Below are 25,587 nucleotides of genomic sequence, written 5' to 3' on the forward strand. Positions count from 1 at the left end.
CGCTCCCCTCGCTTGCCACATGGCACGAGGGGTTTTTTGTTGCACTGGAACACCCCAAACCCTCGCAAAAACCCTCAGCTTCGAGAAGAGAATGCCGATGACCGAGCAGGCCACCGGGGCCCACCATCCGCAGCCGCGGGCCCGTTCCGGCGGACAGTTGTCCGCCGCAGTTGAGCACGTCACGGGCGCGCAGTCCCTCATCCGTTCTCTCGAGGAAGTGGGGGCCGACACGGTGTTCGGCATCCCCGGCGGCGCCATCCTCCCCGCGTACGACCCGATGATGGACTCCACCAAGGTCCGTCACGTCCTGGTCCGCCACGAGCAGGGCGCCGGCCACGCGGCCACCGGCTACGCGCAGGCCACCGGCAAGGTCGGCGTCTGCATGGCCACCTCGGGCCCCGGCGCCACCAACCTGGTCACCCCGATCGCCGACGCCCACATGGACTCCGTGCCGCTGGTCGCGATCACCGGCCAGGTGGCCTCCAAGGCGATCGGCACGGACGCCTTCCAGGAGGCGGACATCTGCGGCATCACGATGCCGATCACCAAGCACAACTTCCTGGTCACCAAGGCCGACGACATCCCGCGCACCATCGCCGAGGCCTTCCACATCGCCTCGACGGGACGCCCTGGCCCGGTCCTGGTCGACATCGCCAAGGACGCGCTGCAGGCACAGACGGTCTTCAGCTGGCCGCCGCAGACCGACCTGCCCGGCTACCGGCCCGTGACCAAGCCGCACGCCAAGCAGATCCGCGAGGCCGCCAAGCTGATCGTCCAGGCCAAGCGCCCCGTCCTGTACGTCGGCGGCGGCGTCCTCAAGGCCGGCGCCGCCACCGAGCTGAAGGTTCTCGCCGAGCTCACCGGAGCCCCCGTCACCACCACCCTGATGGCGCTGGGCGCGTTCCCCGACAGCCACCCGCTGCACGTGGGAATGCCGGGCATGCACGGTGCGGTCACCGCCGTCACCGCGCTGCAGAAGGCCGACCTGATCGTCGCCCTCGGAGCCCGTTTCGACGACCGCGTCACCGGAAAGCTGGACAGCTTCGCCCCGTACGCGAAGATCGTCCATGCCGACATCGACCCGGCCGAGATCGGCAAGAACCGCACCGCCGACGTCCCGATCGTCGGGGACGCCCGCGAGGTCATCGCCGATCTGGTCCAGGCCGTCCAGGCCGAGCACAGCGACGGCCACACCGGCGACTACAGCGCCTGGTGGAAGGACCTCAGCCGCTGGCGCGAGACCTACCCGCTCGGCTACGACCAGCCGGACGACGGCAGTCTCTCGCCGCAGCAGGTCATCCAGCGCATCGGCGAACTGGCCCCCGAGGGCACCATCTACGCCGCGGGCGTCGGCCAGCACCAGATGTGGGCCGCGCACTTCATCCAGTACGAGAAGCCCGCCACCTGGCTGAACTCCGGCGGCGCGGGGACGATGGGATACGCGGTTCCGGCCGCGATGGGCGCCAAGGCGGGAAGGCCGGAGCGCACGGTCTGGGCGATCGACGGCGACGGCTGCTTCCAGATGACCAACCAGGAGCTCACCACCTGCGCCCTGAACAACATCCCGATCAAGGTCGCGATCATCAACAACGGCGCGCTGGGGATGGTCCGCCAGTGGCAGACGCTGTTCTACAACCAGCGCTACTCCAGCACCGTCCTGCACGCCGACGACACGGGCCACCATGTGGCGGGCTCCCAGGTCGGCGCGAGCACCACGGCACGCAAGGGCACCCGCGTCCCGGACTTCGTCAAGCTGTCCGAGGCCATGGGCTGCCACGCGATCCGCTGCGAGTCCCCGGACGACCTGGACAAGGTCATCGCCGAGGCCAATGCGATCAACGACCGCCCCGTCGTGATCGACTTCATCGTCCACGAGGACGCGCAGGTCTGGCCGATGGTCGCCGCGGGCACCTCCAACGACGAGGTCATGGCGGCGCGCGGCGTCCGCCCCGACTTCGGCGACAACGAAGACGACTGAGAGCCGTAGGAAGAGGAACGACGACCATGTCCAAGCACACGCTCTCCGTCCTGGTCGAGAACACGCCAGGCATCCTCGCCCGGATCGCCGCGCTGTTCTCGCGCCGCGGGTTCAACATCGACTCGCTCGCTGTCGGCGTCACCGAGCATCCCGACATCTCCCGCATCACGATCGTGGTCAATGTCGAGGACTTGCCGCTGGAGCAGGTGACCAAGCAGCTCAACAAGCTCGTCAACGTTCTGAAGATCGTCGAACTCGAGCCCGCCGGTGCGATCCAGCGCGAACTCGTTCTGGTGAAGGTCCGCGCCGACAACGAGACCCGCTCGCAGATCGTCGAGATCGTCCAGCTGTTCCGCGCCAAGACTGTGGACGTCTCTCCCGAGGCGGTCACGATCGAGGCCACCGGCGGTGCCGACAAGCTGGACGCCATGCTCAAGATGCTGGAGCAGTTCGGCATCAAGGAGCTCGTCCAGTCCGGCACGATCGCCATAGGGCGCGGCGCCCGCTCCATCACGGACCGGTCCCTGCGGGCCCTCGACCGTTCCGCCTAGCGAGACCCCTCACCGTCCTCACCCCCTCCCGCCGTACGGTGGGACGCAACACTGCACACCAAGGAGATATCCCAGTGGCCGAGCTGTTCTACGACGACGATGCCGACCTGTCCATCATCCAGAACCGCAAGGTCGCGGTCATCGGCTACGGCAGCCAGGGCCACGCCCACGCGCTGTCGCTGCGTGACTCGGGTGTCGACGTTCGTGTCGGTCTGCACGAGGGCTCCAAGTCCAAGGCCAAGGCCGAGGAGCAGGGCCTGCGCGTGGTGACGCCCGCCGAGGCGGCGGCCGAGGCCGACGTCATCATGATCCTCATCCCGGACCCGATCCAGGCCCAGGTGTACGAGGAGTCCATCAAGGACAACCTGAAGGACGGCGACGCGCTGTTCTTCGCCCACGGCTTCAACGTGCGCTTCGGCTTCATCAAGGTCCCGGCCGGTGTGGACGTCGCCCTCGTCGCCCCCAAGGGCCCGGGCCACCTGGTCCGCCGCCAGTACGAGGAGGGCCGCGGCGTCCCCGCGATCGCCGCCGTCGAGCAGGACGCCTCCGGCAACGCGTTCGCCCTGGCGCTCTCGTACGCCAAGGCCATCGGCGGCACCCGCGCCGGCGTCATCAAGACCACCTTCACCGAGGAGACCGAGACCGACCTGTTCGGTGAGCAGGCCGTCCTCTGCGGTGGCACGTCCGCGCTGGTCAAGGCGGGCTTCGAGACCCTGGTCGAGGCCGGCTACCAGCCGGAGATCGCGTACTTCGAGTGCCTCCACGAGCTGAAGCTGATCGTGGACCTGATGTACGAGGGCGGCCTGGAGAAGATGCGCTGGTCGGTCTCCGAGACCGCCGAGTGGGGCGACTACGTCACCGGCCCCCGCATCATCACGGACCAGACCAAGGCCGAGATGAAGAAGGTCCTCACCGAGATCCAGGACGGCACCTTCGCCCAGAACTGGATGGACGAGTACCACGGCGGTCTGAAGAAGTACAACGAGTACAAGACGCAGGACGAGAACCACCTGCTGGAGACCACCGGCAAGGAGCTTCGCAAGCTCATGAGCTGGGTCGACAACGAAGAGGCGTAAGCCCGTGGGCCGGGGGGCCGGGACCAGAGTGTGCCGGCCCCCCGCCACCGTGCTCCGCCGCGATCGGGTGCTTCTCCACCCTGTCCAGCCACGGACGGGTGATCCTGCCTTCGAGGCGCAGGACGTACCCCCTGACACCACTACACTTCTGAAACACATACGCGTCAGGCCCACAGTGTCGTGCGTCTTCCACGCGGCTAGCCCCCTCCACCGCCTGCGGCCGTCGGGACGGCCGTCCGCACTGGATTTGTGAGGACTCACGTGAGCTCGAAACCTGTCGTACTCATCGCTGAAGAGCTGTCGCCCGCCACCGTCGACGCGCTGGGCCCGGACTTCGAGATCCGGCACTGCAACGGCGCCGACCGCGCCGAGCTGCTCCCCGCCATCGCCGATGTCGACGCGATCCTCGTCCGCAGCGCCACCAAGGTCGACGCCGAGGCCATCGCCGCCGCGAAGAAGCTGCGCGTCGTCGCCCGCGCGGGCGTCGGACTGGACAATGTCGACGTCTCCGTCGCCACCAAGGCCGGCGTGATGGTCGTCAACGCCCCCACGTCGAACATCGTCACCGCCGCCGAGCTCGCCTGCGGTCTGCTGGTCGCCACCGCGCGCAATATCCCGCAGGCCAACACCGCCCTGAAGAACGGCGAGTGGAAGCGCTCCAAGTACACCGGTGTCGAGCTGAGCGAGAAGACCCTCGGCGTGGTCGGCCTCGGCCGCATCGGCGTGCTGGTCGCCCAGCGGATGTCCGCCTTCGGCATGAAGATCGTCGCGTACGACCCCTACGTACAGCCCGCGCGCGCCGCGCAGATGGGCGTCAAGCTGCTGACGCTCGACGAGCTGCTCGAGGTCTCCGACTTCATCACCGTCCACCTGCCCAAGACCCCCGAGACCCTCGGGCTGATCGGCCACGAGGCGCTGCACAAGGTCAAGCCGGCTGTCCGGATCGTCAACGCCGCGCGCGGCGGGATCGTCAACGAGGAGGCGCTGTACTCGGCGCTCAAGGAGGGCCGGGTCGCCGGAGCGGGCCTGGACGTGTACGCGAAGGAGCCGTGCACCGACTCCCCGCTCTTCGAGCTCGACCAGGTCGTCTGCACCCCGCACCTCGGCGCGTCCACCGACGAGGCGCAGGAGAAGGCGGGCATCTCCGTCGCCCGCTCGGTGCGTCTCGCGCTCGCCGGTGAGCTCGTGCCGGACGCGGTGAACGTCCAGGGCGGCGTGATCGCCGAGGACGTGCGCCCGGGTCTGCCGCTCGCCGAGAAGCTCGGCCGGATCTTCACCGCGCTGGCGGGCGAGGTCGCGGTCCGTCTCGACGTCGAGGTGTACGGAGAGATCACCCAGCACGACGTGAAGGTGCTCGAACTGTCCGCGCTCAAGGGCGTGTTCGAGGATGTCGTCGACGAGACGGTCTCGTATGTCAACGCCCCGCTGTTCGCGCAGGAGCGCGGTGTCGAGGTCCGGCTGACGACGAGCTCGGAGTCCCCGGACCACCGCAACGTCGTCACCGTCCGCGGCACGCTCTCGGGCGGCGAGGAGGTCGCGGTTTCCGGCACGCTGGCCGGTCCCAAGCACCTCCAGAAGATCGTCGCCATCGGTGACTACGACATCGACCTGGCGCTCGCCGACCACATGGTCGTCCTGCGGTACATGGACCGTCCCGGTGTCGTCGGCACGGTCGGCCGGATCCTCGGCGAGGCCGGGCTGAACATCGCGGGCATGCAGGTCTCGCGGGCGGAGGAGGGCGGCGAGGCGGTCGTCGTGCTCACGGTCGACGACACGGTGCCGCCGGCGGTGCTGGCGGAGATCGCGGACGAGATCGGCGCGGCGTCGGCACGATCGGTGAACCTGACGGACTGATGGGCCGGGGGCGCTGCCCCCGGACCCCCGCGCCTCAATCGCCGGCGGGGCTGAGTTATTCAACCCGTCCGGCGTTTGAGGACATGCGGCCGAAGGTCGCATTCGGGGTCTGGGGCGGAGCCCCAGTTACACCCCGCAACAGCACCCCCGCCAGCACCGCCGCCCCCACCAGCAGCACCCCCGCGCCCAGCGACGCCAGCTGCATCCCGTGCGTGAACGCCTCCCGCGCGGCGCCCAGGACCGAATCACCGAGCTTCCCCGGCAGCTGCCCGGCGACCGCCGTCGCGCCGCCGAGTGTCTCGCGGACCGTTGCCAGCGCCCCGGCCGGAACACCCTGGGGCGCCGAGTCCGTGAGGTCCGCGCGGTAGACCGCCGTACCGATGGAGCCGAGCACTGCCATGCCCAGGGCTCCGCCGAACTCCTGGCCCGTCTCCAGCAGGGAGGCGGCCGAACCGGCCTTCTCCGCCGGGGCCGAGGCCAGCGCCAGGTCCGAGATCAGCGCCATGACGGTGACGATGCCGCAGCCGATGACGGCCGCGCCGGCCAGCAGCACCCACAGCGAGTCCGTGCCGGTGAGGGTGAGCAGGGCGAACCCGACGGCGGCGATGAGGAATCCGGCGGCGATGACAAACGCCCGGTCGGTCTTCTGGCCGACCGCCGCCGCGGTCGGGGCCGCGGCACCGACGGCCAGCGACGGGGCCAGGCTCCAGAGCGCGGCCTCCATGGTGCCCATGCCGAGCACGGACTGCAGGTACTGGGTGGTGAAGTAGGCCGAGCCCATCATCGCGAAGGCGGCGATGGTGTTGAGCGCTATCCCTGAGCCGAAGACGCGGTCCCGGAACAGCTCCCGGCTGATCATCGCGTCGGTGCGGCTCCGCTGGCGGCGTACGAAGAGCGCGCCGACGGCCATACCGGCCGCGATGCACAGGGCTTTCGCGAGGCTGAAGCCCTCGGCCGCGATCTCCTTCAGGCCGTACACCACCGGCAGGACGGCTCCCATCGACAGCGGCACGCTCAGCAGGTCGAAACGGCCGGGGGCGGGGTCCTTGAACTCCGGCACCAGCACCGGGACCAGGATCAGCAGAAGCAGCATCGCGGGCACATTGATCAGGAAGACCGAGCCCCACCAGAAGTGGTCGAGCATGACGCCGCTCATCACCGAACCGAGGGCGATCCCACCGGCCATGGCACCCGACCAGATGCCGATGGCCCGACCGCGCTGCTTGTCGTCGTGGAACATGTTGCGGACCAGGGCCATGGTCGAGGGCATCAGGGTGGCCCCGCCGATGCCGAGCAACGCCCGTGCGGCGATGAGCATTTCGGCGCTCTGCGCGTACGCCGCCCCGACCGACGCGGTCCCGAAGGCCGTGGCCCCGATCAGCAGGAGCCTGCGGCGGCCGATGCGGTCGCCGAGCGAGCCCATGGTGATCAGGAGCCCGGCGAGGGCGAAGGCGTAGATGTCGAAGATCCACAGCTGCTGGGTGCTGCTGGGATCCAGTTCGCGGCTGATCGCCGGGATGGCGAAGTAGAGGACCGAGACGTCCATCGAGACCAGGAGGAGGGGCAGCAGGAGGACCACGAAGGCGGTCCATTCCCGGCGTCCGGCGCGAAGCGCGGTGGAGTTCGTCATGCGGAGCAATGTACGGGCGTCATAAACGTTTGTCTAGAACGAATGTATAAGACGCTGGTCTAGGACGCTTGTATGTCATAGCGGTAGGCTTCCGACATGGGACATCGTGAGGATCTGCTCGAAGGCGCGAAGCGCTGCCTGCTGGAAAAGGGCTACGCGCGGACGACCGCGCGGGACATCGTCGCCGCCTCCGGCACCAACCTGGCCTCGATCGGTTACCACTACGGCTCGAAGGAGGCGCTGCTCAACCAGGCCTTCCTCGCCGTCACCGAGGACTGGGGCGACGCCGTAGGACCGGCGAACAAGGAAGGGGCCGAGCTGCCGGCGGATCCCATCGAGCGCTTCGAGAAGACCTGGGAACAGGTCATCGCCTCGTACGAGGCCAGCCGCGCGGTATGGAAGCTCCAACTCGAGGTCGTCTCGCGGCTGGACGACGACGAGATGCTGCGCGATGCCATCAGGGAGCCGCAGAAGGAGGGCCGGGAGGGCCTGGCCGAGGGCTTCTTCGGAGTGGATCCCGAGGCTGATCCGGAAAAGGCCCGGGCGGTGGGGCTCTTCTGTCAGGCGATGCTGACGGGCGTGATGATCCAGTGGATGGTCGACCCGGACACGGCCCCGTCGGCGAAGGACCTGACGGAGGGCCTCAAGGCGATCCTGGGCACCCCCTGAGTGCCTTACAGGCGGGCCGCCTTGAGCGCCATGTGCAGCAGCAGCCTGTCCTCGCCCTCGCCCAGGTCGAGCCCGGTGAGCTGCTCGACGCGGGAGAGCCGGTAGTAGAGCGTCTGCCGGTGGATACCGAGCGCGGCCGCCGTGCGGCCCGCCTGGCCCGAGTGGTCGAGGAACACCTCGGCGGTGCGGGCCAGTTCGGTGTGGGACCGGTCGAGCAGTTTGCGTACGGCGGGGTCCTGCGGGCGGTCCGCGGGGAGCGCGGTCAGCATGCGGAACGGGCCGATCTCCGACCACTGTGCGACCGGGCCCAGCCCGGGCTGCGCCCGTGCCGCGCGGGCCGCGGAAGTCGCCTCCAGCCAGGCAGTGTTGAGGTCGGCGAGCCCGCGGCGCGGGGTCGCGAGCCCGGCGGTCGCCCCGGCCGCGCCCGCGTCGGCGCGCAGCCGGTCCGCTGAGGTGCGGACGGGGGAGAGCGCGTCGGCCGACCGCAGACGTACGAGCACGGCGAGCGCGGACGCGCCCGGGACGTCGTCCCCGTCGGGCGCCTCCTTCGGGCCGCCGACCGCAGCAGTGTCCACCCCCGTACCCGAAGCCGCGCCGTCGCCCGGCGAGCCGGTATCCCATCGCACCGTGCACAGCGCCGCCGTCCCCGGCAGGGAGCGGGCCGAAGGGGCGTCGGCCGCCGCCCACGGGCTCACGCACACCACCGTGTGCAGCCCGTCCGCGCCCGCGTCCCCGAGAGCCGTGCGCAGCGCGGCCACCGCCATGTCGTACTGCCAGCCGCGCTCCGCCGTCAGGACCGCGCGCAGCTCCCGCGACAAGTCCGCCCCCGCCCGCTCCTCGTCCGCGAGCAGTGTGCCGATCTTCGCCGTGACCTCCATCGCCGCGGCGAGCTGCGCCTCGGTGGGGCCGGGTGTCGCGTCGAGCAGCCATACGTAACCGAGCACGATGCCCCGGTGGCGTACGGGAAGACAGATCCGGTCCCGGTTGACCCCCGCGTCCGGGGCCGCCGGAATGCGGACCGGGCCGGTCGCGCGGGCGATGCCGAAGCCCTCGAACCAGGCGCGGACCGCCGGTGTGGACTTGCGGGTCAGGATCGAGCGGGTCCTGACGGGGTCCATCGCGGTGTCGTCGTCGCTGTCGTGCGCGCCGAAGGCGATCAGCCCGAAGTCGCGGTTCTCCAGCGTCGCGGGGACGGCCAGCAGCGCCGAGATCTCGTCGACCAGGTCTTGGTAATCGCCTTTCATCCGCACATTCTCGCACCCCTTTCAGACATATGTCTGAGATCCGGACCACGGATGCGTGACAGCTGTCGATGGCAGAGGATCGGAGCGATCCTTAGGTTTCACGGTGGTTCTTCGTGCCGTTCCCGATTCGTTCGGTTCCGGCCTCCTTCTGCCCCTGTTTCCGTGGAGGTGCCCCGTGCTGGGTCCCGTGATCCTCGCCGCGTCACGCAGCGACAAGATGCGACGTTTCGTCTCGGCCGCCCCGGGGACCAAGCAGGTCGTCTCGCGGTTCATCGCCGGTGAAACGGTTGAGCAGGTCATCCCGATCGTCAGGGAGACCGTCGCCAAGGGCCTCGAGGTCACCCTGGACGTCGTCGGCGAGGACATCACCACCCGCGAGCAGGCCTACGCCGCGCGCGACGCCTACATGGAACTGATCGAGCACCTCGAAGTCCTCGGCCTGGGCGCGAAGGCCGAGATGTCGGTCAAGCTGTCGATGTTCGGCCAGTCGCTGGAGGGCGGACACGAGCTGGCGCTCTCCAACATCCGCCCGGTCGTCGAGGCCGCCGCCTCCATCGGCACCACGGTCACCCTGGACGCCGAGGACCACACCACCCTCGACTCGATGTTCGCCATCCACGAGGAACTGCGGAAGGACTATCCGCAGACCGGCTGTGTGATCCAGGCGTACCTCTTCCGCACCGAGGACGACGCCCGCCGGCTCGCCGAGGCCGGTTGCCGCGTCCGCCTTGTGAAGGGCGCGTACAAGGAGCCCGCGACCGTCGCGTACCAGAGCAAGGCCGAGATCGACAAGGCGTACGTCCGCATCCTCAAGATCCTCATGGAGGGCGAGGGTTACCCGATGATCGGGTCCCACGACCCGCGCCTCATCGCCGTCACCCAGGAGCTCGCCCGCCGCGCCGGGCGCAAACTGGACGAGTACGAATTCCAGATGCTGTACGGCATCCGCAGCGACGAGCACGTCCGGCTCGCGGCGGAGGGCCACCGGATGCGCGTCTACACGGCGTACGGAACCGACTGGTACGGCTACTTCATGCGCCGTCTCGCCGAGAAGCCGGCCAACCTGCTGTTCTTCGTCCGGTCGATGATCACCAAGGGCTGAGCCCTCCCACCCCTCATAAAGGAGTAACGGAACTCATGGACGCTGTGACCCAGGTCCCCGCCCCGGTCAACGAGCCGGTGCACGGCTACGCCCCCGGTTCCCCCGAGCGCGCCCGTCTGGAGGCCAAGCTCAAGGAGCTGTCCGAGAACCCGATCGAGCTGCCGATGACGATCGGCGGCGTCAGGCGGATGGGTGGCGGCGAGCGCTTCGACGTCGTACAGCCGCACAACCACAAGGCGGTCATCGGCACCTTCGCCGGGGCCACCCAGCAGGACGCGCAGGACGCGATCGACGCCGCGCTCGCCGCCGCCCCGGCCTGGCGCGCGATGTCCTTCGACGACCGTGCCGCGATCATCCTGCGCGCGGCCGAGCTGCTGGCCGGTCCGTGGCGCGAGACGCTCGCCGCCTCCACCATGCTGGGCCAGTCGAAGACCGTGCAGCAGGCCGAGATCGACACCCCCTGCGAGCTCGTCGACTTCTGGCGCTTCAACGTCAAGTACGCCCGCGACCTGCTCGCCGAGCAGCCGCCGGCCAACTCGCCGGGTGTGTGGAACCGTCTGGACCACCGCCCGCTCGAAGGCTTCGTCTACGCGATCACGCCCTTCAACTTCACCGCGATCGCCGGCAACCTGCCCACCGCGCCCGCCCTGATGGGCAATGTCGTGGTGTGGAAGCCGTCCCCGACGCAGACGCACGCCGCTGTGCTGCTGATGCAGCTCCTGGAGGAGGCGGGCCTGCCCAAGGGCGTCATCAACCTGGTGACCGGTGACGGCATCGCCGTCTCCGAGGTGGCGCTGAACCACCCCGACCTGGCCGGTATCCACTTCACCGGCTCGACCAAGACCTTCCAGCACCTGTGGAAGACGGTCGGCACCAACATCGAGAAGTACCGCTCCTACCCGCGCATCGTCGGTGAGACGGGCGGCAAGGACTTCGTCGTCGCCCATCCGAGCGCCGACCGCGCCGTGCTGAAGACCGCGCTGACCCGTGGCTCCTTCGAGTTCCAGGGCCAGAAGTGCTCGGCGTCCTCGCGTGCCTACGTCCCCGCCTCGATCTGGAACTCCGGCTTCAAGGAGGAGTTCGCGGCCGAGGTCGACGGGATCAAGATGGGTGATGTCACGGACCTGTCGAACTTCATCGGCGCCGTGATCGACGAGCGGGCCTTCGCCAAGAACAAGGCCGCGATCGACCGCGCGAAGGCGGACCCGAGCTGCACGATCGTCGCGGGCGGGACGTACGACGACTCGGTCGGCTACTTCGTCCGCCCGACGGTCGTCGAGTGCTCGGACCCGGCCAACGAGGTCTTCACGACCGAGTACTTCGGCCCGTTCCTCGCGATCCACGTCTACGAGGACGACCAGTACGACGCGATGCTGCAGCAGATGGAGTCGGTGTCGGCGTACGCCCTGACCGGCGCGGTCATCGCCAACGACCGTGCGGCGGCGGCCCACACGATGGAGAAGCTGCGGTACGCCGCGGGCAACTTCTACATCAACGACAAGTCCACCGGCGCGGTGGTCGGCCAGCAGCCCTTCGGCGGCGGCCGTGCGTCGGGCACCAACGACAAGGCGGGCGCCCCGCAGAACCTGATGCGCTGGACGCTGACCCGCGCGATCAAGGAGACGCTGGTCGCGCCGACGGACTACTCCTACCCGCACATGGGCTGACGCCCTGGCGAGAACGCCTCAGCGCTCAAGCGCCTGAGCGCGTGAATCCCTGAACCCCGCCCCCGCCCCGGCCCCCACGCCGGGCCGGGGGCGGTGCACGTCGCACGGGTCTACGCTGCTTGGAGGGGCGCCGGAAGGAGGGCGTGATGCCAGGTTCAACGACGTTGAAGGCCGGGCACGGGGTCGATCCGGTCGAGCACACCGATGCCGTGCGGCTGGTCGCCGTACTGCGCGAACTGAGCGGTCTGCTGACCGTGGAGGGGCCGAACCGGCTCACCGACGCACAGGTCAGCGCCCTGTGCGGGGGACAGGTGCACCACCGGCAGGAGTTCGGCGAGTGGATCGCCCGGCTCACGCGGGAGCTCAGCCAGAAGGTGGCGGCGTAGGCGCCTCAGCCTTCGGTCTCCGCCTCGGTCTCCGTCTCCGCCTCCGCTTCGGCGATGCGCTTGATCGCCGAAAGCCGGGCGTCCCACTCCGAGGCCACACGGTCCATCCACCGCGCCGTGACCCCCAGCCGCGCGGGCAGCACCGTATAGCGCGCCTCGCGGCCCTCCCGGTGTCCGGCCACCAGGCCGGCCCGGGCGAGGACCGCGAGATGCTTGACGATGGCCTGCCGGCTGACCGGCAGTTCCGTCGCCAGGACCGTGGCGGTCGCCTCGCCGTGCGCGGCGAGGGCGTCGAGTATCCGGCGGCGGGTCGGGTCGGCCAGTGCCGACAGGACCTCCGTCACGGCGTCCTGGCTCGATTCCGTCGTCATGCGGCGAGCTGCTCCGCGTACTTCTGGAGGTTGCCGACCACCTCGGTCCAGCCCGTCGAGTGGCTGTCGTATCCGGCGGTGGCGGCCTTGTCCTCGGGGATGGCCAGGGCGGCGAAGCCCGTCTCCACCACGCGCAGATGGGTGCCGTCGCCGTCCGGGGTGAGGGTGAACTCCACCAGCGTGGAGTTGCCCTCGACGGCCTGCTCCCCGGGGAAGGCGCTCGCCCAGCGGTACGAGAGGTGGTGCGGCGGGTCGACCTTCACGATCGTGGTCGGGAACTGCCCGTACTCGCCGTGGTCGAGCTCCATGGTCCCGCCCGGGCGCAGGTCGACCGGGGTCGGCCTGCCCTGGCCGAACCACGAGCCGACGTGCTCGGGCTCCGTGAGGACGGCCCACACGCGTTCCACCGGTGCGGCGATGGTGATCTCTCGTTCGATGCGGTCCTTGCTCATGATCCCTGCCTCCTGTTCGGCCGTAACGTGCTACTCAAGGGTTGCACGTCCCGGGGCGTTCGTGCAACCCCTCGGTTGCACTAGAGGTCTGGGAGGATGCCGAGCATGAGTGAGACGCTGCGCACCGCCCACACCTTCGAACTCAGCGCCGCCGAACTCCTCGAGATCCGCACCCTGTTGACGGACGCGTTCCACGGGAACTTCAGCGAGGACGACTGGGACCACGGGCTGGGAGGCGTCCATGCGCTGGTGCACGAGGACGGGGAGCTCGTCGCGCACGGCAGCGTGATCCAGCGCCGGGTGATCCACCGGGGCCGCTCACTGCGTATCGGATACATCGAGGCCGTGGCCGTACGCGCCGACCGGCGGCGGCGCGGGCTCGGCGGCCTGGTGATGGACATGCTGGAGCGGGTGATCGACGGGGCGTACGACTTCGGCGCGCTCTCCGCCTCCGACGACGGGGCCGAGCTGTACCGGGCGCGCGGCTGGCAGCTGTGGCGGGGCCGGATCGAAGCGCTCGGCCCGAGCGGAGTGGTGCACCTCCCGGACGAGGAGGACACCACCTACCTGTGGCCGTCCGCCGCCCGTCCGCTGCCCGACCCGTCCGCCGCGCTGCTCTTCGACTGGCGCGACGGCGACGTCCTCTGACCCGACAGCGGCTCAGATCGCCCCGGCGTCCCGCGGTGTCCACACCGACGGTTATTCGGCGTACCCGGGATCTGTGAAACTCACCCGCTCCGCTAGCATGTTCGAGCTCACAAAATGATCACATCAAATATGACAAATCGGCTGAAAATTGATACCTGCGGTAACGCGAGAGCGAATAGAGGGCAGCCTTCGGTTGGCTGCATGGCGTCAACCACGCGTCATGCTGTGGGGCGCGGTGACTGTGGTGGGCCTGGGATTCCTCGTTGCACTGGAGATCGCCGCGCGTCGGTACGGCGAGCGGGGGCCGATCACCGACCAGGCGCGAGAGGTGATATTCGCCCCCAAATCGGGCACGGTGCTGTACGTCAGTATGGCGCTGATGATGGTGGTGCTCACCTGGCGGCAGCGGTTCATCGCAGTCGGCGCCGCGATCGGCATTGATGTCGTCTTCTGGCTCGTGCGGAGGGCCGTCGACGCCGAGATGATGTACGGCAACGGCGCGTTGTGGGTGACTTTGGCCTGTGCCGTCATCGCCGTCACGCGCCGCACCGGCCGGGACCGCGTTCTGCTGCTGAAAGGCGTCGGACTGGCCCTGCTGCTGGTGGCCGGCCGCAAGACCGGCTACACCTGGCTGCTGATCACGTCGAAGACCCGCCCGGCGGTGCTCGACCAGTACGTGGCAGCCGCCGATCACGCGTTGGGCAATCCGTCGTGGCTGGTAGGCCGGATTGTCGCGGCCACCGGCACGGTCGGCGCCGGGGTTCTCAACTGGGTCTACGTTCAGCTCGCGGTGGGCGCGGTCGTCGTCGCGGTGTACCAGCTGCGCAACGTGGCGGTCGAGCGCCGCTTCCCGGGCCATCACCTGGTGAGCACCTTTCTGGTCATCGGCCTGCTCGGGCCGGGCATCTACATGATCTACCCGGTGGTCGGACCGATCTTCGCCTACGGTGCCGACGGGGGGCACTGGGCGGTGGCCAACCTGTGGCCGGACACGCTGCCGCCTGTCGGTACCCCACAGCCGATGCCCTTCGACGAGATCACCCCGCGCAATTGCATGCCCAGTCTGCACACGGCGTGGGCTACCGCGATCTTCATTCATTCCCGCAAGGGCCCGCGGGCGCTGCGATTCGCAGGCACGTTCTGGCTGATCGCCACGCTCGGCGCAACGCTGGGCTTCGGCTACCACTACGGCGCGGACATCATCGCCGGTGTGGTGTTCACGCTCACGATCGAGACGGCGCTGCGCTCGCGAGACCGCGGCTGGGACCGGACGGGAATCCAGCTGGTCGTCTACGGTGCCGCGGTCTTCGCCGCGCTCTTGGCGTCGTATCGCTATCTGTCGACGGAGATGGCCGAACATCCGTGGGTGTTCGGGCCGCTGCTCATGCTGGCGATGACCTCAGTGGTCTACGGCTACGTACGGACCACCAAGCTGTGGGAACGGAAGGCCGCGTCGGCGCATCTGCCGGCACAGCGACGCGAACCGCAGCCCGAACTGGTCTGAGGCATGTCGCCGGTCGGGATTACCGGTCGGCGAAGCCGAGAAGTGTCGCCGTCAGAGCCCTGATCCGCGAGCTCAGAGCGCTCTTCAGGTGATCGCCGTCTCAGATAGTAGGAAGTCCGACTAATTGTGGAGACAGAAGCGCGTACCTGTCCTAGCTTTGTAGAAGCCGAACGTCTCGCTCGATCCAGCGAATGGCGGTCGTGAGCACGTGCCCCCAAGCAGGCAACCCCTGCGGCACCGCTCCCCGCCCCTTCCGGCGCCTCGAATCAAAGTGTGATTCCAAGGAGTCGATCACCATGCCCGCTGAGACCGCACGCCGCGTCCGCCGTTCCTCCCGTACGAGCGAGTCCGACCGCAAGAATGCCGCCGCCGCCCTGCAGCGAGCCCTCGACCGCAGGGACAACGGCGGCTCCACCGGCCACTAGAAGAGCCGTCGGTCCACATAAACGCCGTCAGCTCGAGGACCGCTTGACCTCGAAGTAGTCGATGCGCTTGCCGCTCTCGGCGAGCGCGGAGACCTTCAGCACCGGCGCCGTACCGGACTCCGCCTCCACCGCGAGGAAGGAGAAGCCGGTGTACCGCACCCGCGACCACTCCACCGTGTCCGGGTCCGGCAGCCGCAGCTTGGTCCAGTGGAAGGTCAGGATGGTGTCGTGGTCATGGACATTGCCCTCGTAGCTGTCCTTGACCCCGAGCCCGAAGCTGTAGAGCTCCTTGCCGGCGCCGCCCGCCGTGACGTACACGATGCCGTCCCGCGTCGGGTCGGTGGACGCCCCGACAGGCACCGGCTTGCCGACCTCGCCGCCCTTGATAGCGTCCGTCCGCTCGTAGACGTGGTTGTGGCCGTTGATCACCAGATCGACCTGGTGCTTGGTCAGCAGCGGCAGCCAGGCGTCGCGCACCCCGCCGTCGGAGGCGTGGGTCGACGTCGAGTACATGCAGTGGTGGAAGAAGACCACCACGAAGTCGATCCCCGGCTGCGCCCGCAGTTCGCCCAGGCGCTTGTCGAGCCAGGCCGTCTGCTTTCCTTCCGTGTAGCCCTTGTTGGCGGGTATCTCGTACGAGACGTCATTGGCGTCCAGCGCCACGACGCCGACGTTCCCGTACACGAACGAGTAGATGCCGGGCGCGTTCGCCGGATCCGGTCCGTTCTCGGGCATCGACCAGCGGGCCGACTGGCCGCCGTAGCCGTTCGGCGAGTACCAGGCCTCCATGTCGTGGTTGCCGGTGGTCACCATCCACGGCACCCGCGAGGCCACGCTGTCGGTCTGCGCCAGGAACTGGTCCCACACCCGTGCGTCGTAGGTGTCCGACTCCTTGCCGTGCCCGCTGCTGTCCGCGTAGCAGATGTCGCCCGCGTGCAGATGGAAGGACGGGTTCTGACCGAGGATCAACTGGTCGTTGGCGAGCGCGTGATAGCTCACGCCCTGGTCGCCGAAGGCCGTGAAGACGAACTTCTCGGGGGATGCCGGAGCCGTGCGGAACGACCCGATGGTGGACATCCGCTCGGGCGTCGTCGGGTCGAAGCCGTCGTGCCCGATCCCGTAGTAGTACGTCGTCCCCGCCTTCAGCCCGTCCAGGCCGACATGCAGGTAGTACTGATCGACGGCGGGCAGCTTGCCGGCGAGCGAGGGCGTGTGCAGGTCGCGCACCTCGGCCTCGATCTTCCGGCTCAGCTCCCACGGGGTGACACCGACCCGCAGATACGGGTTCTTCACCGCGAAGGGCACCTGCCACGAGATCCGCATCTGGGTCTTCGGGTCGGCGCCGAAGGCGAGATGCCGACCGAACGGGGCGACCACCGAACCGTCCACGTGCGCGGTCGCCGGGGCCGATGCGAGCTCGGGCGACGCCGCGCTCGCGGTGGACGAGCGCCCCAGCAGCAGTCCGGCGCCACCCGCCACGCCGGCCGCGAGCCCGCCGGCCAGCGCCCCGCGCCGGGACAGCTTGGGGCGGGCGTGCCGGGCGCGCAGATACTCGTGCTGCTCCGGCATGCTCATCCGGCCGGCCAGCTGCTCGGGAATCCCGACGTGGGGGGTGTCCTCAGTCATGGCCGAAAACTTGCCAGTAACTTACGACTCCCCGCCAGACGCCGGATGAACGAAAGTCAAACCGGAGCTGGTTGATCCGTGGAGCCCGGGTCGTCCAGATGGTGGACATCAAGTGTCATGGGGTGGGACGCGGAGTTAGGGTGCCGACATGTCTCGCAGCATCAATCTCGCAGTGATCCCCGGTGACGGCATCGGCCAGGAGGTCGTGGCTCAGGGCCTGAAGGTCCTGACGGCCGTCCTCCCGCAGGATGTGAAGCTGGAGACCAAGGAGTACGACCTCGGCGCCCAGCGCTGGCACCGCACCGGAGAGACCCTCCCCGACGCCGAGCTCGACTCGCTCAAGAACCACGACGCGATCCTGCTCGGCGCGATCGGCGACCCGTCCGTGCCGTCCGGTGTGCTGGAGCGCGGGCTGCTGCTCAAGCTCCGTTTCGCCTTCGACCACTACGTCAACCTGCGTCCGTCGAAGTTGTTCCCCAACACCGCGACCCCGCTGGCCGGGCGCCCCGACATCGACTTCGTCGTCGTCCGCGAGGGCACCGAGGGCCCGTACACCGGCAACGGCGGTTCGCTGCGTACCGGCTCCGAGCACGAAGTCGCCACCGAGGTCAGCCTGAACACGGCGTTCGGTGTCGAGCGTGTCGTCCGTGACGCGTACGAGCGGGCGAATGCCCGCCCCCGCAAGAAGCTGACGCTGGTCCACAAGAACAACGTCCTCGTCTACGCCGGCCACATGTGGAAGAACATCTTCGACAAGGTCGGCACGGAATACCCCGAGGTCACCACCGACTATCTGCACGTCGACGCGGCGACGATCTTCTTCGTCACCCAGCCGGAGCGCTTCGACGTCATCGTCACCGACAACCTTTTCGGTGACATCCTCACGGACCTCGCCGCTGCCGTGACCGGCGGTATCGGCCTGGCCGCGTCCGGCAACATCAACCCGACGGGGACCTTCCCGTCGATGTTCGAGCCTGTCCACGGCTCGGCGCCCGACATCGCGGGCACCGGCAAGGCCGACCCGACGGCCACGATCCTGTCCGTCGCCCTCCTGCTGCGCCACCTCGGCTTCCAGGCCGAGGCCGTGCGTATCGAGGAGGCCGTCTCCGCCGACCTCGCGGAACGCGACGGCAGCACGGTCCGCACGACGGACGAGATCGGCGACGCGCTCGCGGTACGAGTAGCGCGCTGACCCGACGCTTCCACCAAGCCGCCGGGTCGCAACCGCACCCGGCGGCTTCTCCTGTGCGGCCTCCGGGTGCCACCATTCATCCCTGGACCGCATTCACCCCGTTTCGTGCACGGAGCCCCGCGGGCGATAATCGAACGCGGGCCGCGGCATGCGGGAAAGCTCGGACGTCCTAGCAGTCGCAGCGGCGTGAGCGCGGTCCGTCACAACAACCGGTGAAGGACACTGCACTCATGACGACGCCCACGATCGAGCTCAAGCCCTCCTCGCACCCGCTGTCCGACGCGGAGCGCGAGGCGATCCTGGTCAACCCCGGATTCGGCCGCCACTTCACCGACCACATGGTGACGATCAAGTGGACGGAGGGGCGTGGCTGGCACGACGCGCAGCTCGTCCCCTACGCGCCGCTGTCGATCGATCCGGCCAATATGACGCTGCACTACGCGCAGGAGATCTTCGAGGGACTCAAGGCCTACCGCCGCCCCGACGGCTCCGTGGTGACCTTCCGCCCGGAGGCCAACGCCGAGCGCTTCCAGCGGTCGGCCCGCCGCCTGGCGATGCCGGAGCTGCCGGTCGAGACCTTCATCGAGGCCTGTGACGCGCTCGTCCAGCAGGACAGCGCCTGGGTGCCCGCACACGGCGGCGAGGAGTCGCTGTACCTGCGCCCGTTCATGATCGCGACCGAGGTCGGCCTGGGCGTGCGCCCGGCCAACGAGTACCTCTTCATCGTCATCGCATCGCCCGCCGGCGCCTACTTCCCCGGCGGCGTCAAGCCGGTCTCCATCTGGCTGTCCGAGGACCGCGTGCGCGCCGTCCCCGGCGGCATGGGCGACGCCAAGACCGGCGGCAACTACGCCGCGTCGCTGCTCGCCCAGGCCGAAGCCGCCGCGAAGGGCTGCGACCAGGTCGCCTACCTCGACGCCGTGGAGCACAAGTGGGTCGAGGAACTGGGCGGCATGAACCTGTACTTCGTGTACGGGAACCGCATCGTGACCCCCGAGCTCACCGGCTCGCTGCTCGCCGGCATCACCCGTGACTCGCTTCTCCAGCTCGCCAAGGATCTCGGTTACAAGTCCGAGGAGGGCCGCGTCTCCATCGACCAGTGGAAGGCCGACACCGAGAACGGCACGCTCACCGAGGTCTTCGCCTGCGGCACGGCCGCGGTCATCACCCCGGTCGGCCTGGTCAAGTCCGCGAGCGGCGAGTGGAAGCAGTCCGGCGGGCAGCCGGGCGAGGTCACGCTGAAGCTGCGCAAGGCACTTCTGGACATCCAGACCGGCAAGGCGGAGGACATCCACGGCTGGACCCATCAGCTGGGCTGACGTCGGCTTCCGCTGTACGTACGAAGGCCCGCCCCCGGGTTCACACCGGTGGCGGGCCTTCGTCGTCCTGGGGGCGCCGGCGTCAGACGGACGCCTCGACCGTGGACATCTCCGGCGCTGCGACCGCGGCCGTGGCCGGAGCCCGCAGGGTCAGCAGCAGGTAGGTCAGTCCGCCGACCAGGCCCGAGAGGATGAAGCTGCAGTCCACCCCGCCGGTCAGGGCGAGCAACGGGCCTTCGTAGACGGTCGTGGAGACCGCGGCCAGGCCGACCGCCGCGCCCAGGGCCCAGGACGCCGTGGCGCTGACGTTCCAGCCCGCGCGGTACCAGTAGATGCCGCCCCGGGCGCGGCGGTTGAAGACCTGCAGGGCGTCGGGGTCGTACCGGCCGCCGCAGCGCACGTAGCCGATCAGCGTGATGACCGCCCAGGGGGTGCCGATGGCGGTCAGCAGCAGTACGAAGGAGGTCATGGCCGATTGAACGTCCCAGGCGAACGAGCCGAGGAACACGAACGTGGTCGCGACGACGGCGGCCATCACCGTGGCCCTGGTGCGGGTGGCCTTCGGCAGGATCGCGTCCAGGTCGAGGCCCATCGAGTACAGCATCAGACCGGCGTTGCCGACGGAGCCCGCCGAGGCCGCGAGAAGCAGCGGCGCCAGGTACCACAAGGGCGCGGCGTCGACGAGCGGCCCGGCGTACTCGAGACCCGCGCGGGCGGCGAGCGCCGTGTACGTACCGAACAGCTGCGGCACCAGCAGGCCGAGCAGGAGGCCGAGACAGCTCGCCCAGTACACCGTGCGGGTGCTGTGGCGGCGCGGTGAGATGTAGCGCGTGTAGTCGCCGAGCAGCGTGATGAAGGCGACCGGGCCGCTGAGCCCGGCGGCGACGGCCGCGAGCAGCCATGTGGGCCAGAAAGAGCCGAGCAGATACGGGGTGTCGGGCGGCGCGGCCGTGGTGAAGTCGCCCGCGTAGGCGAAGACGCCGAGCAGCAGGAGGGCGACCATGCCGATGGAGAGCACCTTGCTGAGGCGGAGCAGCAGCCGGTAGCCGTAGATCGCGGCGACGACGGTGCAGCCCGCGAGCAGCGTGTACATCAGGGCGCGGGTCGCTCCGCCCTCGGGCAAGCCGATCAGCCGGGACAGGGTGCCGACCATGACGTCGCCGCCGATCCACAGCGTGAGGGCCGTGTACCCGAGCGAGAGCAGCAGGCCGACGACCGAGCCGACGAGCCTGCCGCGTACGCCGAACTGGGCGCCGCTGGACGTCGAGAGGTTGGTCGCCGTGCGCAGGGAGATCAGGGCGAGCGGCGCTGTGACGAGGATGCCGGCCAGCGTGCCGATGACGATCGCGGTCACCGACGGCCACAGGCCGAGCCCGAAGGACGGCGGCAGCCAGCCGAAGACGATGACGCCCAGGCAGAGGTTGGAGCCCAGAAGGATCGACACGAGGTCGCGGGGCCCACTTGTGCGCTCTTCGTCGGGGATCGTGTCGACTCCGCGCTGTTCTATCGGCATGGGGGACTCCCTGCTCGGTCGGCGACTCTTTGAGTGACGCTCAATGTGACTGAGGCGATGGTGGTACGTCAATGCTTCCGTGAACGGAAACTCGACGTTAGAGTGTCGTTCGAACTGGAGGTGTGGTGACGTGCGACTGACCCCGACCGAGCGGGACCGGCTGCTGATCTTCGGCGCCGCCGAACTTGCGCGGGCCCGCCGGGCCCGCGGCCTGAGGCTCAATGTCCCCGAGGCCACCGCGCTCATCGCGGACACCGTCTGCGAGGCGGCGCGCGACGGACGCAGGCTCGCCAAGGCGATCGAGGCCGCGCGCGGCGTGCTGGGCCCCGACGACGTGCTTCCCGGTGTGGCGGACGTGGTCAGCGAGGTCCATGTGGAGGCCGTCTTCGACGACGGATCACGGCTCGCCGTGGTCTCCGACCCCATCGGCGGCGCCGGTCTGGGCGCCGGTGCACCCGGCGCCCTCGTACCCGGCCCCGCGGATGCCGAGCCCGAGCCCGCATTGCGGCTCACCGTGCGCAACACCGCGGCCGTCCCCGTCAGCGTCACCTCGCACTTCCACTTCTTCGAGGCCAACCCCCGGCTCCACTTCGACCGGGCCGCGGCCTACGGCATGCGCCTGTGCGTTCCCGCCGGATCCTCCGTCCGCTTCGACCCGGGCGGCGAGGCCGAGGTCGGCCTGCTGCCCATCGGCGGCGACCGGATCGCGATCGGCTTCGCCGGACTGGTCGACGGCCCGCTGGACGGGCCGGGCGCGAAGGAAGAGGCCCTGCGACGCGCGGCGGCCTGCGGCTACCTGGGCGCGGAGGGCACCTGATGGACCCGTACGAGTACGCATCCGTGCACGGCCCCCGCGCCGGGGACCGTGTCGTCCTGGGCGACAGCGGACTCGTCGTCCGCGTCGAGTCGGACGCCCAGAAGCACGGCGACGAATTCCTCGCCGGTTTCGGCAAGACCGCGCGCGACGGACTGCACCTCAAGGCCGCGGCCGTACGGGAGACCTGCGATGTCGTGATCAGCAACGTGCTGGTCATCGACGCCGTGCAGGGCATCCGCAAGGTGTCCGTCGGCATCCGCGAGGGCCGTATCGCGGCCATCGGGCGGGCCGGGAACCCCGACACCCTCGACGGCGTCGACGTCGTCGTCGGCACGGGCACCGCGATCGTCCCCGGCGAGGGCATGATCGCCACCGCCGGTGCCGTCGACACGCATGTCCATCTGCTCTCGCCGCGGATCATGGAGGCTTCGCTCGCCTCCGGCGTCACCACCGTCATCGGCCAGGAGTTCGGGCCGGTCTGGGGCGTCGGCGTCAACTCGCCCTGGGCCCTGCGGCACGCCTTCAACGCCTTCGACGCCTGGCCCGTCAACATCGGCTTCCTCGCCCGCGGTTCGTCCTCGAACGACGCGCCGCTCGTCGAGGCGCTCGCCGAGGGCGGCGCGTCCGGCTTCAAGGTCCACGAGGACATGGGCGCGCACACCCGCGCCCTCGACACCGCACTTCGGGTGGCCGAGGAGTACGACGTCCAGGTCGCCCTGCACAGCGACGGCCTGAACGAATGCCTGTCCGTCGAGGACACCCTGAAGGTCCTGGACGGCCGTACGATTCACGCCTTCCACATCGAGGGCTGCGGCGGCGGCCACGTACCGAACGTGCTCAAGATGGCCGGTGTGCCGAACGTCATCGGCTCCTCCACCAACCCGACCCTGCCCTTCGGCCGGGACGCCGTCGCCGAGCACTACGGGATGATCGTCTCCGTACACGACCTCAAGACCGACCTTCCCGGCGACGCCGCGATGGCCCGCGACCGGATCCGGGCCGGGACCATGGGCGCGGAGGACGTACTGCACGACCTCGGCGCGATCGGCATCACGTCCTCGGACGCGCAGGGCATGGGGCGCGCGGGCGAGACCGTACGCCGCACCTTCGCGATGGCCGGGAAGATGAAGGCCGAGCTGGGCCCGATGGAGGGCGACGGCGCCTTCGACGACAACGCGCGCGTACTGCGCTACATAGCCAAGCTGACGATCAACCCCGCCGTCGCGCACGGGCTCGCCCACGAGATCGGCTCCATCGAGGTCGGCAAGCTCGCGGACATCGTGCTGTGGAAGCCGCAGTACTTCGGGGCGAAGCCGCAGCTCGTACTGAAGTCGGGCTTCCCGGCGTACGGGGTTACGGGCGACCCGAACGCCGCCACCGACACCTGTGAACCACTCGTCCTGGGGCCGCAGTTCGGGTCGTACGGAGCCACGGCCGCGGACATCTCGGTCGCCTTCGTCGCCGGGGCCGCGACCGAACTGGGGTCCGACATGATGCCGACGCGCCGCCGCCGGGTCGCGGTGCGCGGCACCCGCGGCATCGGCCCCGCCGATCTGTGGCTCAACTCCCGCACCGGCGACGTGGGGGTGGACGGCCGCACCGGCCTGGTCACGCTCGACGGCGAACCGCTGCGGTCCGAGCCCGCCGACTCGATCTCCCTCAACCGCCTCTACTTCCTGTAAGGGATCACCGATGACCTTCCGTATGCCGCCCGAGTGGGCCCCGCACGAGCGCACCTGGATGGCCTGGCCCGGCCCGAACGTCACCTTCACCGGGGACGACCTCGCCGAGTCCCGCCACGCCTGGGCGTCCGTCGCCCAGGCGGTACGCCGCTTCGAACCGGTCACCATGGTCGTCGGGCCCGGCCAGGCGGCGCAGGCCCGCGCGCTCCTCGGCCCGGACATCGACCTCGTCGAGCGGGAACTGGACGACGCGTGGATGCGCGACATCGGCCCGACCTTCGTCACCGACGGGAAGCAACTGGCCGCCGTGGACTGGGTGTTCAACGGCTGGGGCGCGCAGCAGTGGGCCAGCTGGGACCACGACGCGAAGATCGCCCGCCATGTCGCGGACCTCGCCGGGGTGCCCGTGCACGGCTCGCCCCTCGTCAACGAGGGCGGCGGCATCCACGTCGACGGCGAGGGCACGGTGCTGCTCACGGAGACGGTGCAGCTGGGCCCCGAGCGCAACCCGGGCTGGACGAAGGACGAGGTCGAGGCCGAGATCCACGGGAAGCTCGGCACGACCAAGGCGATCTGGCTGCGGCGCGGCCTGAGTGCCGACTATCCGCCGCACGGCTTCGGCACCCTGGGCCACGTCGACATCGTCGCCGCCTTCGCCGGTCCTGGCGTCATAGTGGCCCACACCCAGCCGGACCCCGCCCACCCCGACCACGAGCTCTGCAAGGAGAACGTGGAGATGCTCCAGCTCCAGACGGACGCACGCGGCCGCCGCATCGAGATCATCGAGGTCCCCGCGCCCACGGTCACACGGGACGACGACGGCGGCTGGACCGACTACTCCTACATCAACCACTACGTCTGCAACGGGGGTGTGGTGCTGTGCTCCTTCGACGACCCGCGCGACGAGATCGCCGCGGGCATCTTCCGCAGGCTCTATCCGGACCGTACGGTCACGCTGGTCGACGCCCGGACGATCTTCGCCGGGGGCGGCGGCATCCACTGCATCACGCAGCAGCAGCCGAGGGTCTGATCGTCCGCCCTCCTGGCGGTTCGCGATCCGGTAGAACATACGGGTGAACGTGTTCCTGAGTGCGGTTGCCGCCCTATGACCCCCGCCCCGCGCCGTCGCAATATCGCGCCGCCCAGAGAGTCCGTGCTCGCAGCCGCCATGGCCACCATCGCCGAGCGCGGGCTCGACGGGCTGACGATGGCCGGGCTCGGGCGGGAGGTCGGGATGAGCAGCGGCCATCTGCTCTATTACTTCCGCACCAAGGACGAACTGCTGCTCCAGACACTGGAGTGGAGCGAGGGCCGCCTCGGCGCCGAGCGCGGCGCGTTGCTCTCCCGGCAGGGCCCGGTGCGCGAGCGGCTCGACGCGTACGTCGAGCTGTACGTGCCCGACGGACCGCGCGACCCCCACTGGACGCTCTGGCTCGAAGTCTGGAACCGCTCGCAGAGCGCCGACGCCGACGCGCGGGCCCGCCAGGCCGCCATCGAGGGGGTCTGGCACCGGGATCTGGTCGCGCTGCTCGCCGAGGGGATCTCGCGCGGCGAGTTCCGCGCGGTCGACGCCGACCGCTACGCCGCCCGTCTGCGTGCCCTCCTCGACGGCTTCAGCGTGCATGTCGCCGTCGGCATACCGGGCACCGGGCGGCCCCAGGTTCTGGCCCATGTGAGGGAGTTCCTCGACGACTCGCTCTTCCCGGGAGCGTAGGACCTTCGGCCGCATGTCCTCGCCGGACGGGGCTGAAATGTGCGGCCCCGGCGCGTGGGTGACCGCATCGTGAGACTGTCGTCCACACCCGCCCCGGCTGTGGCAAACTGCCACCGTGCTCTCATTCGCCATGATTATCGGCAAGAGCGCGCCGGTCCGCAGTGACC

The 25,587-nt window shown here is 69.5% G+C and carries 23 protein-coding genes; 17 read left to right on the forward strand and 6 right to left on the reverse strand.

Annotated elements, in window-relative coordinates; genetic code table 11:
- The first annotated feature begins 91 nt into the window (after positions 1–91).
- The 4 genes from OG741_RS27940 to serA all read left to right on the forward strand — a co-directional run bounded on the left by OG741_RS27940 (position 92) and on the right by serA (position 5,459).
- A complete protein-coding gene (locus tag OG741_RS27940) occupies positions 92–1,978 on the forward strand; it encodes an acetolactate synthase large subunit (protein ID WP_405602424.1) in 1,887 nt (628 codons plus the stop codon).
- A gap of 26 nt (positions 1,979–2,004) precedes the next feature.
- On the forward strand, positions 2,005–2,529 hold the full coding sequence (gene ilvN, locus OG741_RS27945) for an acetolactate synthase small subunit (RefSeq protein WP_142213490.1): 525 nt from the start codon (positions 2,005–2,007) through the stop codon (positions 2,527–2,529).
- Positions 2,530–2,603: 74 nt separating this feature from the next.
- Complete coding sequence (gene ilvC / locus OG741_RS27950; RefSeq protein WP_405602427.1) at positions 2,604–3,605, forward strand: ketol-acid reductoisomerase; 1,002 nt, start codon at positions 2,604–2,606, stop codon at positions 3,603–3,605.
- A gap of 261 nt (positions 3,606–3,866) precedes the next feature.
- Positions 3,867–5,459 (forward strand): phosphoglycerate dehydrogenase, encoded by a 1,593-nt coding sequence (serA, locus tag OG741_RS27955; protein ID WP_405602429.1) that lies wholly within the window; start codon positions 3,867–3,869, stop codon positions 5,457–5,459.
- Positions 5,460–5,514: 55 nt separating this feature from the next.
- On the opposite strand, the gene OG741_RS27960 is transcribed toward serA, so the two are convergent.
- Positions 5,515–7,089 (reverse strand): MFS transporter, encoded by a 1,575-nt coding sequence (locus OG741_RS27960; RefSeq protein WP_405602432.1) that lies wholly within the window; start codon positions 7,087–7,089, stop codon positions 5,515–5,517.
- A gap of 96 nt (positions 7,090–7,185) precedes the next feature.
- Here OG741_RS27960 and OG741_RS27965 point away from each other — a divergent pair, with 96 nt between their 5' ends.
- Positions 7,186–7,758 carry a TetR/AcrR family transcriptional regulator gene (locus OG741_RS27965; RefSeq protein ID WP_405602435.1) on the forward strand — a complete coding sequence of 191 codons (573 nt, stop codon included), beginning with the start codon at positions 7,186–7,188 and terminating at the stop codon, positions 7,756–7,758.
- 5 nt (positions 7,759–7,763) lie between these two features.
- On the opposite strand, the gene OG741_RS27970 is transcribed toward OG741_RS27965, so the two are convergent.
- On the reverse strand, positions 7,764–9,002 hold the full coding sequence (locus tag OG741_RS27970; RefSeq protein ID WP_405602437.1) for a PucR family transcriptional regulator: 1,239 nt from the start codon (positions 9,000–9,002) through the stop codon (positions 7,764–7,766).
- A gap of 175 nt (positions 9,003–9,177) precedes the next feature.
- Here OG741_RS27970 and OG741_RS27975 point away from each other — a divergent pair, with 175 nt between their 5' ends.
- From OG741_RS27975 to OG741_RS27985, 3 genes are all read left to right on the forward strand, one after another.
- The gene (locus OG741_RS27975; RefSeq protein ID WP_405602438.1) at positions 9,178–10,104 is read left to right on the forward strand and encodes a proline dehydrogenase family protein; all 927 of its coding nucleotides are present in this window, start codon (positions 9,178–9,180) and stop codon (positions 10,102–10,104) included.
- Between the two features lie 35 nt (positions 10,105–10,139).
- Entirely contained in the window at positions 10,140–11,771 is a 1,632-nt protein-coding gene (pruA, locus tag OG741_RS27980) for an L-glutamate gamma-semialdehyde dehydrogenase (protein ID WP_405602440.1), read from the forward strand.
- Positions 11,772–11,917: 146 nt separating this feature from the next.
- A complete protein-coding gene (locus OG741_RS27985) occupies positions 11,918–12,157 on the forward strand; it encodes a hypothetical protein (protein WP_405602443.1) in 240 nt (79 codons plus the stop codon).
- A gap of 5 nt (positions 12,158–12,162) precedes the next feature.
- Here the strand turns inward: OG741_RS27985 and OG741_RS27990 are convergent, their stop codons facing one another.
- A complete protein-coding gene (locus tag OG741_RS27990) occupies positions 12,163–12,528 on the reverse strand; it encodes an ArsR/SmtB family transcription factor (protein WP_405602444.1) in 366 nt (121 codons plus the stop codon).
- Positions 12,525–12,980 carry an SRPBCC family protein gene (locus OG741_RS27995; protein WP_405602445.1) on the reverse strand — a complete coding sequence of 152 codons (456 nt, stop codon included), beginning with the start codon at positions 12,978–12,980 and terminating at the stop codon, positions 12,525–12,527. Before OG741_RS27995 ends, OG741_RS27990 begins: the two co-directional genes overlap by 4 nt.
- Positions 12,981–13,085: 105 nt before the next feature.
- Between OG741_RS27995 and OG741_RS28000 the strand changes: the two genes are divergently transcribed.
- The 3 genes from OG741_RS28000 (at position 13,086) to OG741_RS28010 (ending at position 15,557) form a co-directional block, all read left to right on the forward strand.
- On the forward strand, positions 13,086–13,628 hold the full coding sequence (locus OG741_RS28000) for a GNAT family N-acetyltransferase (protein WP_405602447.1): 543 nt from the start codon (positions 13,086–13,088) through the stop codon (positions 13,626–13,628).
- A gap of 220 nt (positions 13,629–13,848) precedes the next feature.
- On the forward strand, positions 13,849–15,132 hold the full coding sequence (locus tag OG741_RS28005; RefSeq protein ID WP_405602448.1) for a phosphatase PAP2 family protein: 1,284 nt from the start codon (positions 13,849–13,851) through the stop codon (positions 15,130–15,132).
- Between the two features lie 296 nt (positions 15,133–15,428).
- Positions 15,429–15,557 (forward strand): hypothetical protein, encoded by a 129-nt coding sequence (locus tag OG741_RS28010; protein WP_266488649.1) that lies wholly within the window; start codon positions 15,429–15,431, stop codon positions 15,555–15,557.
- A 27-nt stretch (positions 15,558–15,584) separates the two neighbouring features.
- Here the strand turns inward: OG741_RS28010 and OG741_RS28015 are convergent, their stop codons facing one another.
- Positions 15,585–17,183, reverse strand: a complete 1,599-nt coding sequence (locus OG741_RS28015) for a purple acid phosphatase family protein (RefSeq protein ID WP_405602450.1) — start codon at positions 17,181–17,183, stop codon at positions 15,585–15,587.
- 148 nt (positions 17,184–17,331) lie between these two features.
- On the opposite strand from OG741_RS28015, the gene OG741_RS28020 reads away from it, so the two are divergent.
- Both OG741_RS28020 and OG741_RS28025 read left to right on the forward strand, forming a co-directional pair.
- Entirely contained in the window at positions 17,332–18,375 is a 1,044-nt protein-coding gene (locus OG741_RS28020; RefSeq protein ID WP_405602452.1) for a 3-isopropylmalate dehydrogenase, read from the forward strand.
- 230 nt (positions 18,376–18,605) lie between these two features.
- Positions 18,606–19,694 carry a branched-chain amino acid aminotransferase gene (locus OG741_RS28025; RefSeq protein WP_405602454.1) on the forward strand — a complete coding sequence of 363 codons (1,089 nt, stop codon included), beginning with the start codon at positions 18,606–18,608 and terminating at the stop codon, positions 19,692–19,694.
- An 82-nt stretch (positions 19,695–19,776) separates the two neighbouring features.
- Here the strand turns inward: OG741_RS28025 and OG741_RS28030 are convergent, their stop codons facing one another.
- Positions 19,777–21,207: a cytosine permease gene (locus tag OG741_RS28030; RefSeq protein ID WP_405602457.1), complete on the reverse strand. Its 1,431-nt coding sequence runs from the start codon at positions 21,205–21,207 to the stop codon at positions 19,777–19,779.
- A gap of 130 nt (positions 21,208–21,337) precedes the next feature.
- Here OG741_RS28030 and ureA point away from each other — a divergent pair, with 130 nt between their 5' ends.
- The 4 genes from ureA (at position 21,338) to OG741_RS28050 (ending at position 25,420) form a co-directional block, all read left to right on the forward strand.
- Entirely contained in the window at positions 21,338–22,024 is a 687-nt protein-coding gene (gene ureA / locus OG741_RS28035) for an urease subunit gamma (protein WP_405602459.1), read from the forward strand.
- The gene (locus OG741_RS28040) at positions 22,024–23,706 is read left to right on the forward strand and encodes an urease subunit alpha (RefSeq protein WP_405602461.1); all 1,683 of its coding nucleotides are present in this window, start codon (positions 22,024–22,026) and stop codon (positions 23,704–23,706) included. The genes ureA and OG741_RS28040 overlap by 1 nt, the downstream gene beginning before the upstream one ends.
- 10 nt (positions 23,707–23,716) lie before the next feature.
- Positions 23,717–24,736: an agmatine/peptidylarginine deiminase gene (locus OG741_RS28045; RefSeq protein WP_405602462.1), complete on the forward strand. Its 1,020-nt coding sequence runs from the start codon at positions 23,717–23,719 to the stop codon at positions 24,734–24,736.
- Positions 24,737–24,811: 75 nt separating this feature from the next.
- On the forward strand, positions 24,812–25,420 hold the full coding sequence (locus OG741_RS28050; RefSeq protein WP_405602463.1) for a TetR/AcrR family transcriptional regulator: 609 nt from the start codon (positions 24,812–24,814) through the stop codon (positions 25,418–25,420).
- Positions 25,421–25,587 lie beyond the last annotated feature (167 nt).

Origin of the sequence: Streptomyces sp. NBC_01410 (assembly GCF_045040195.1) — a bacterium.
In the GTDB taxonomy this organism is placed as follows: domain Bacteria; phylum Actinomycetota; class Actinomycetes; order Streptomycetales; family Streptomycetaceae; genus Streptomyces.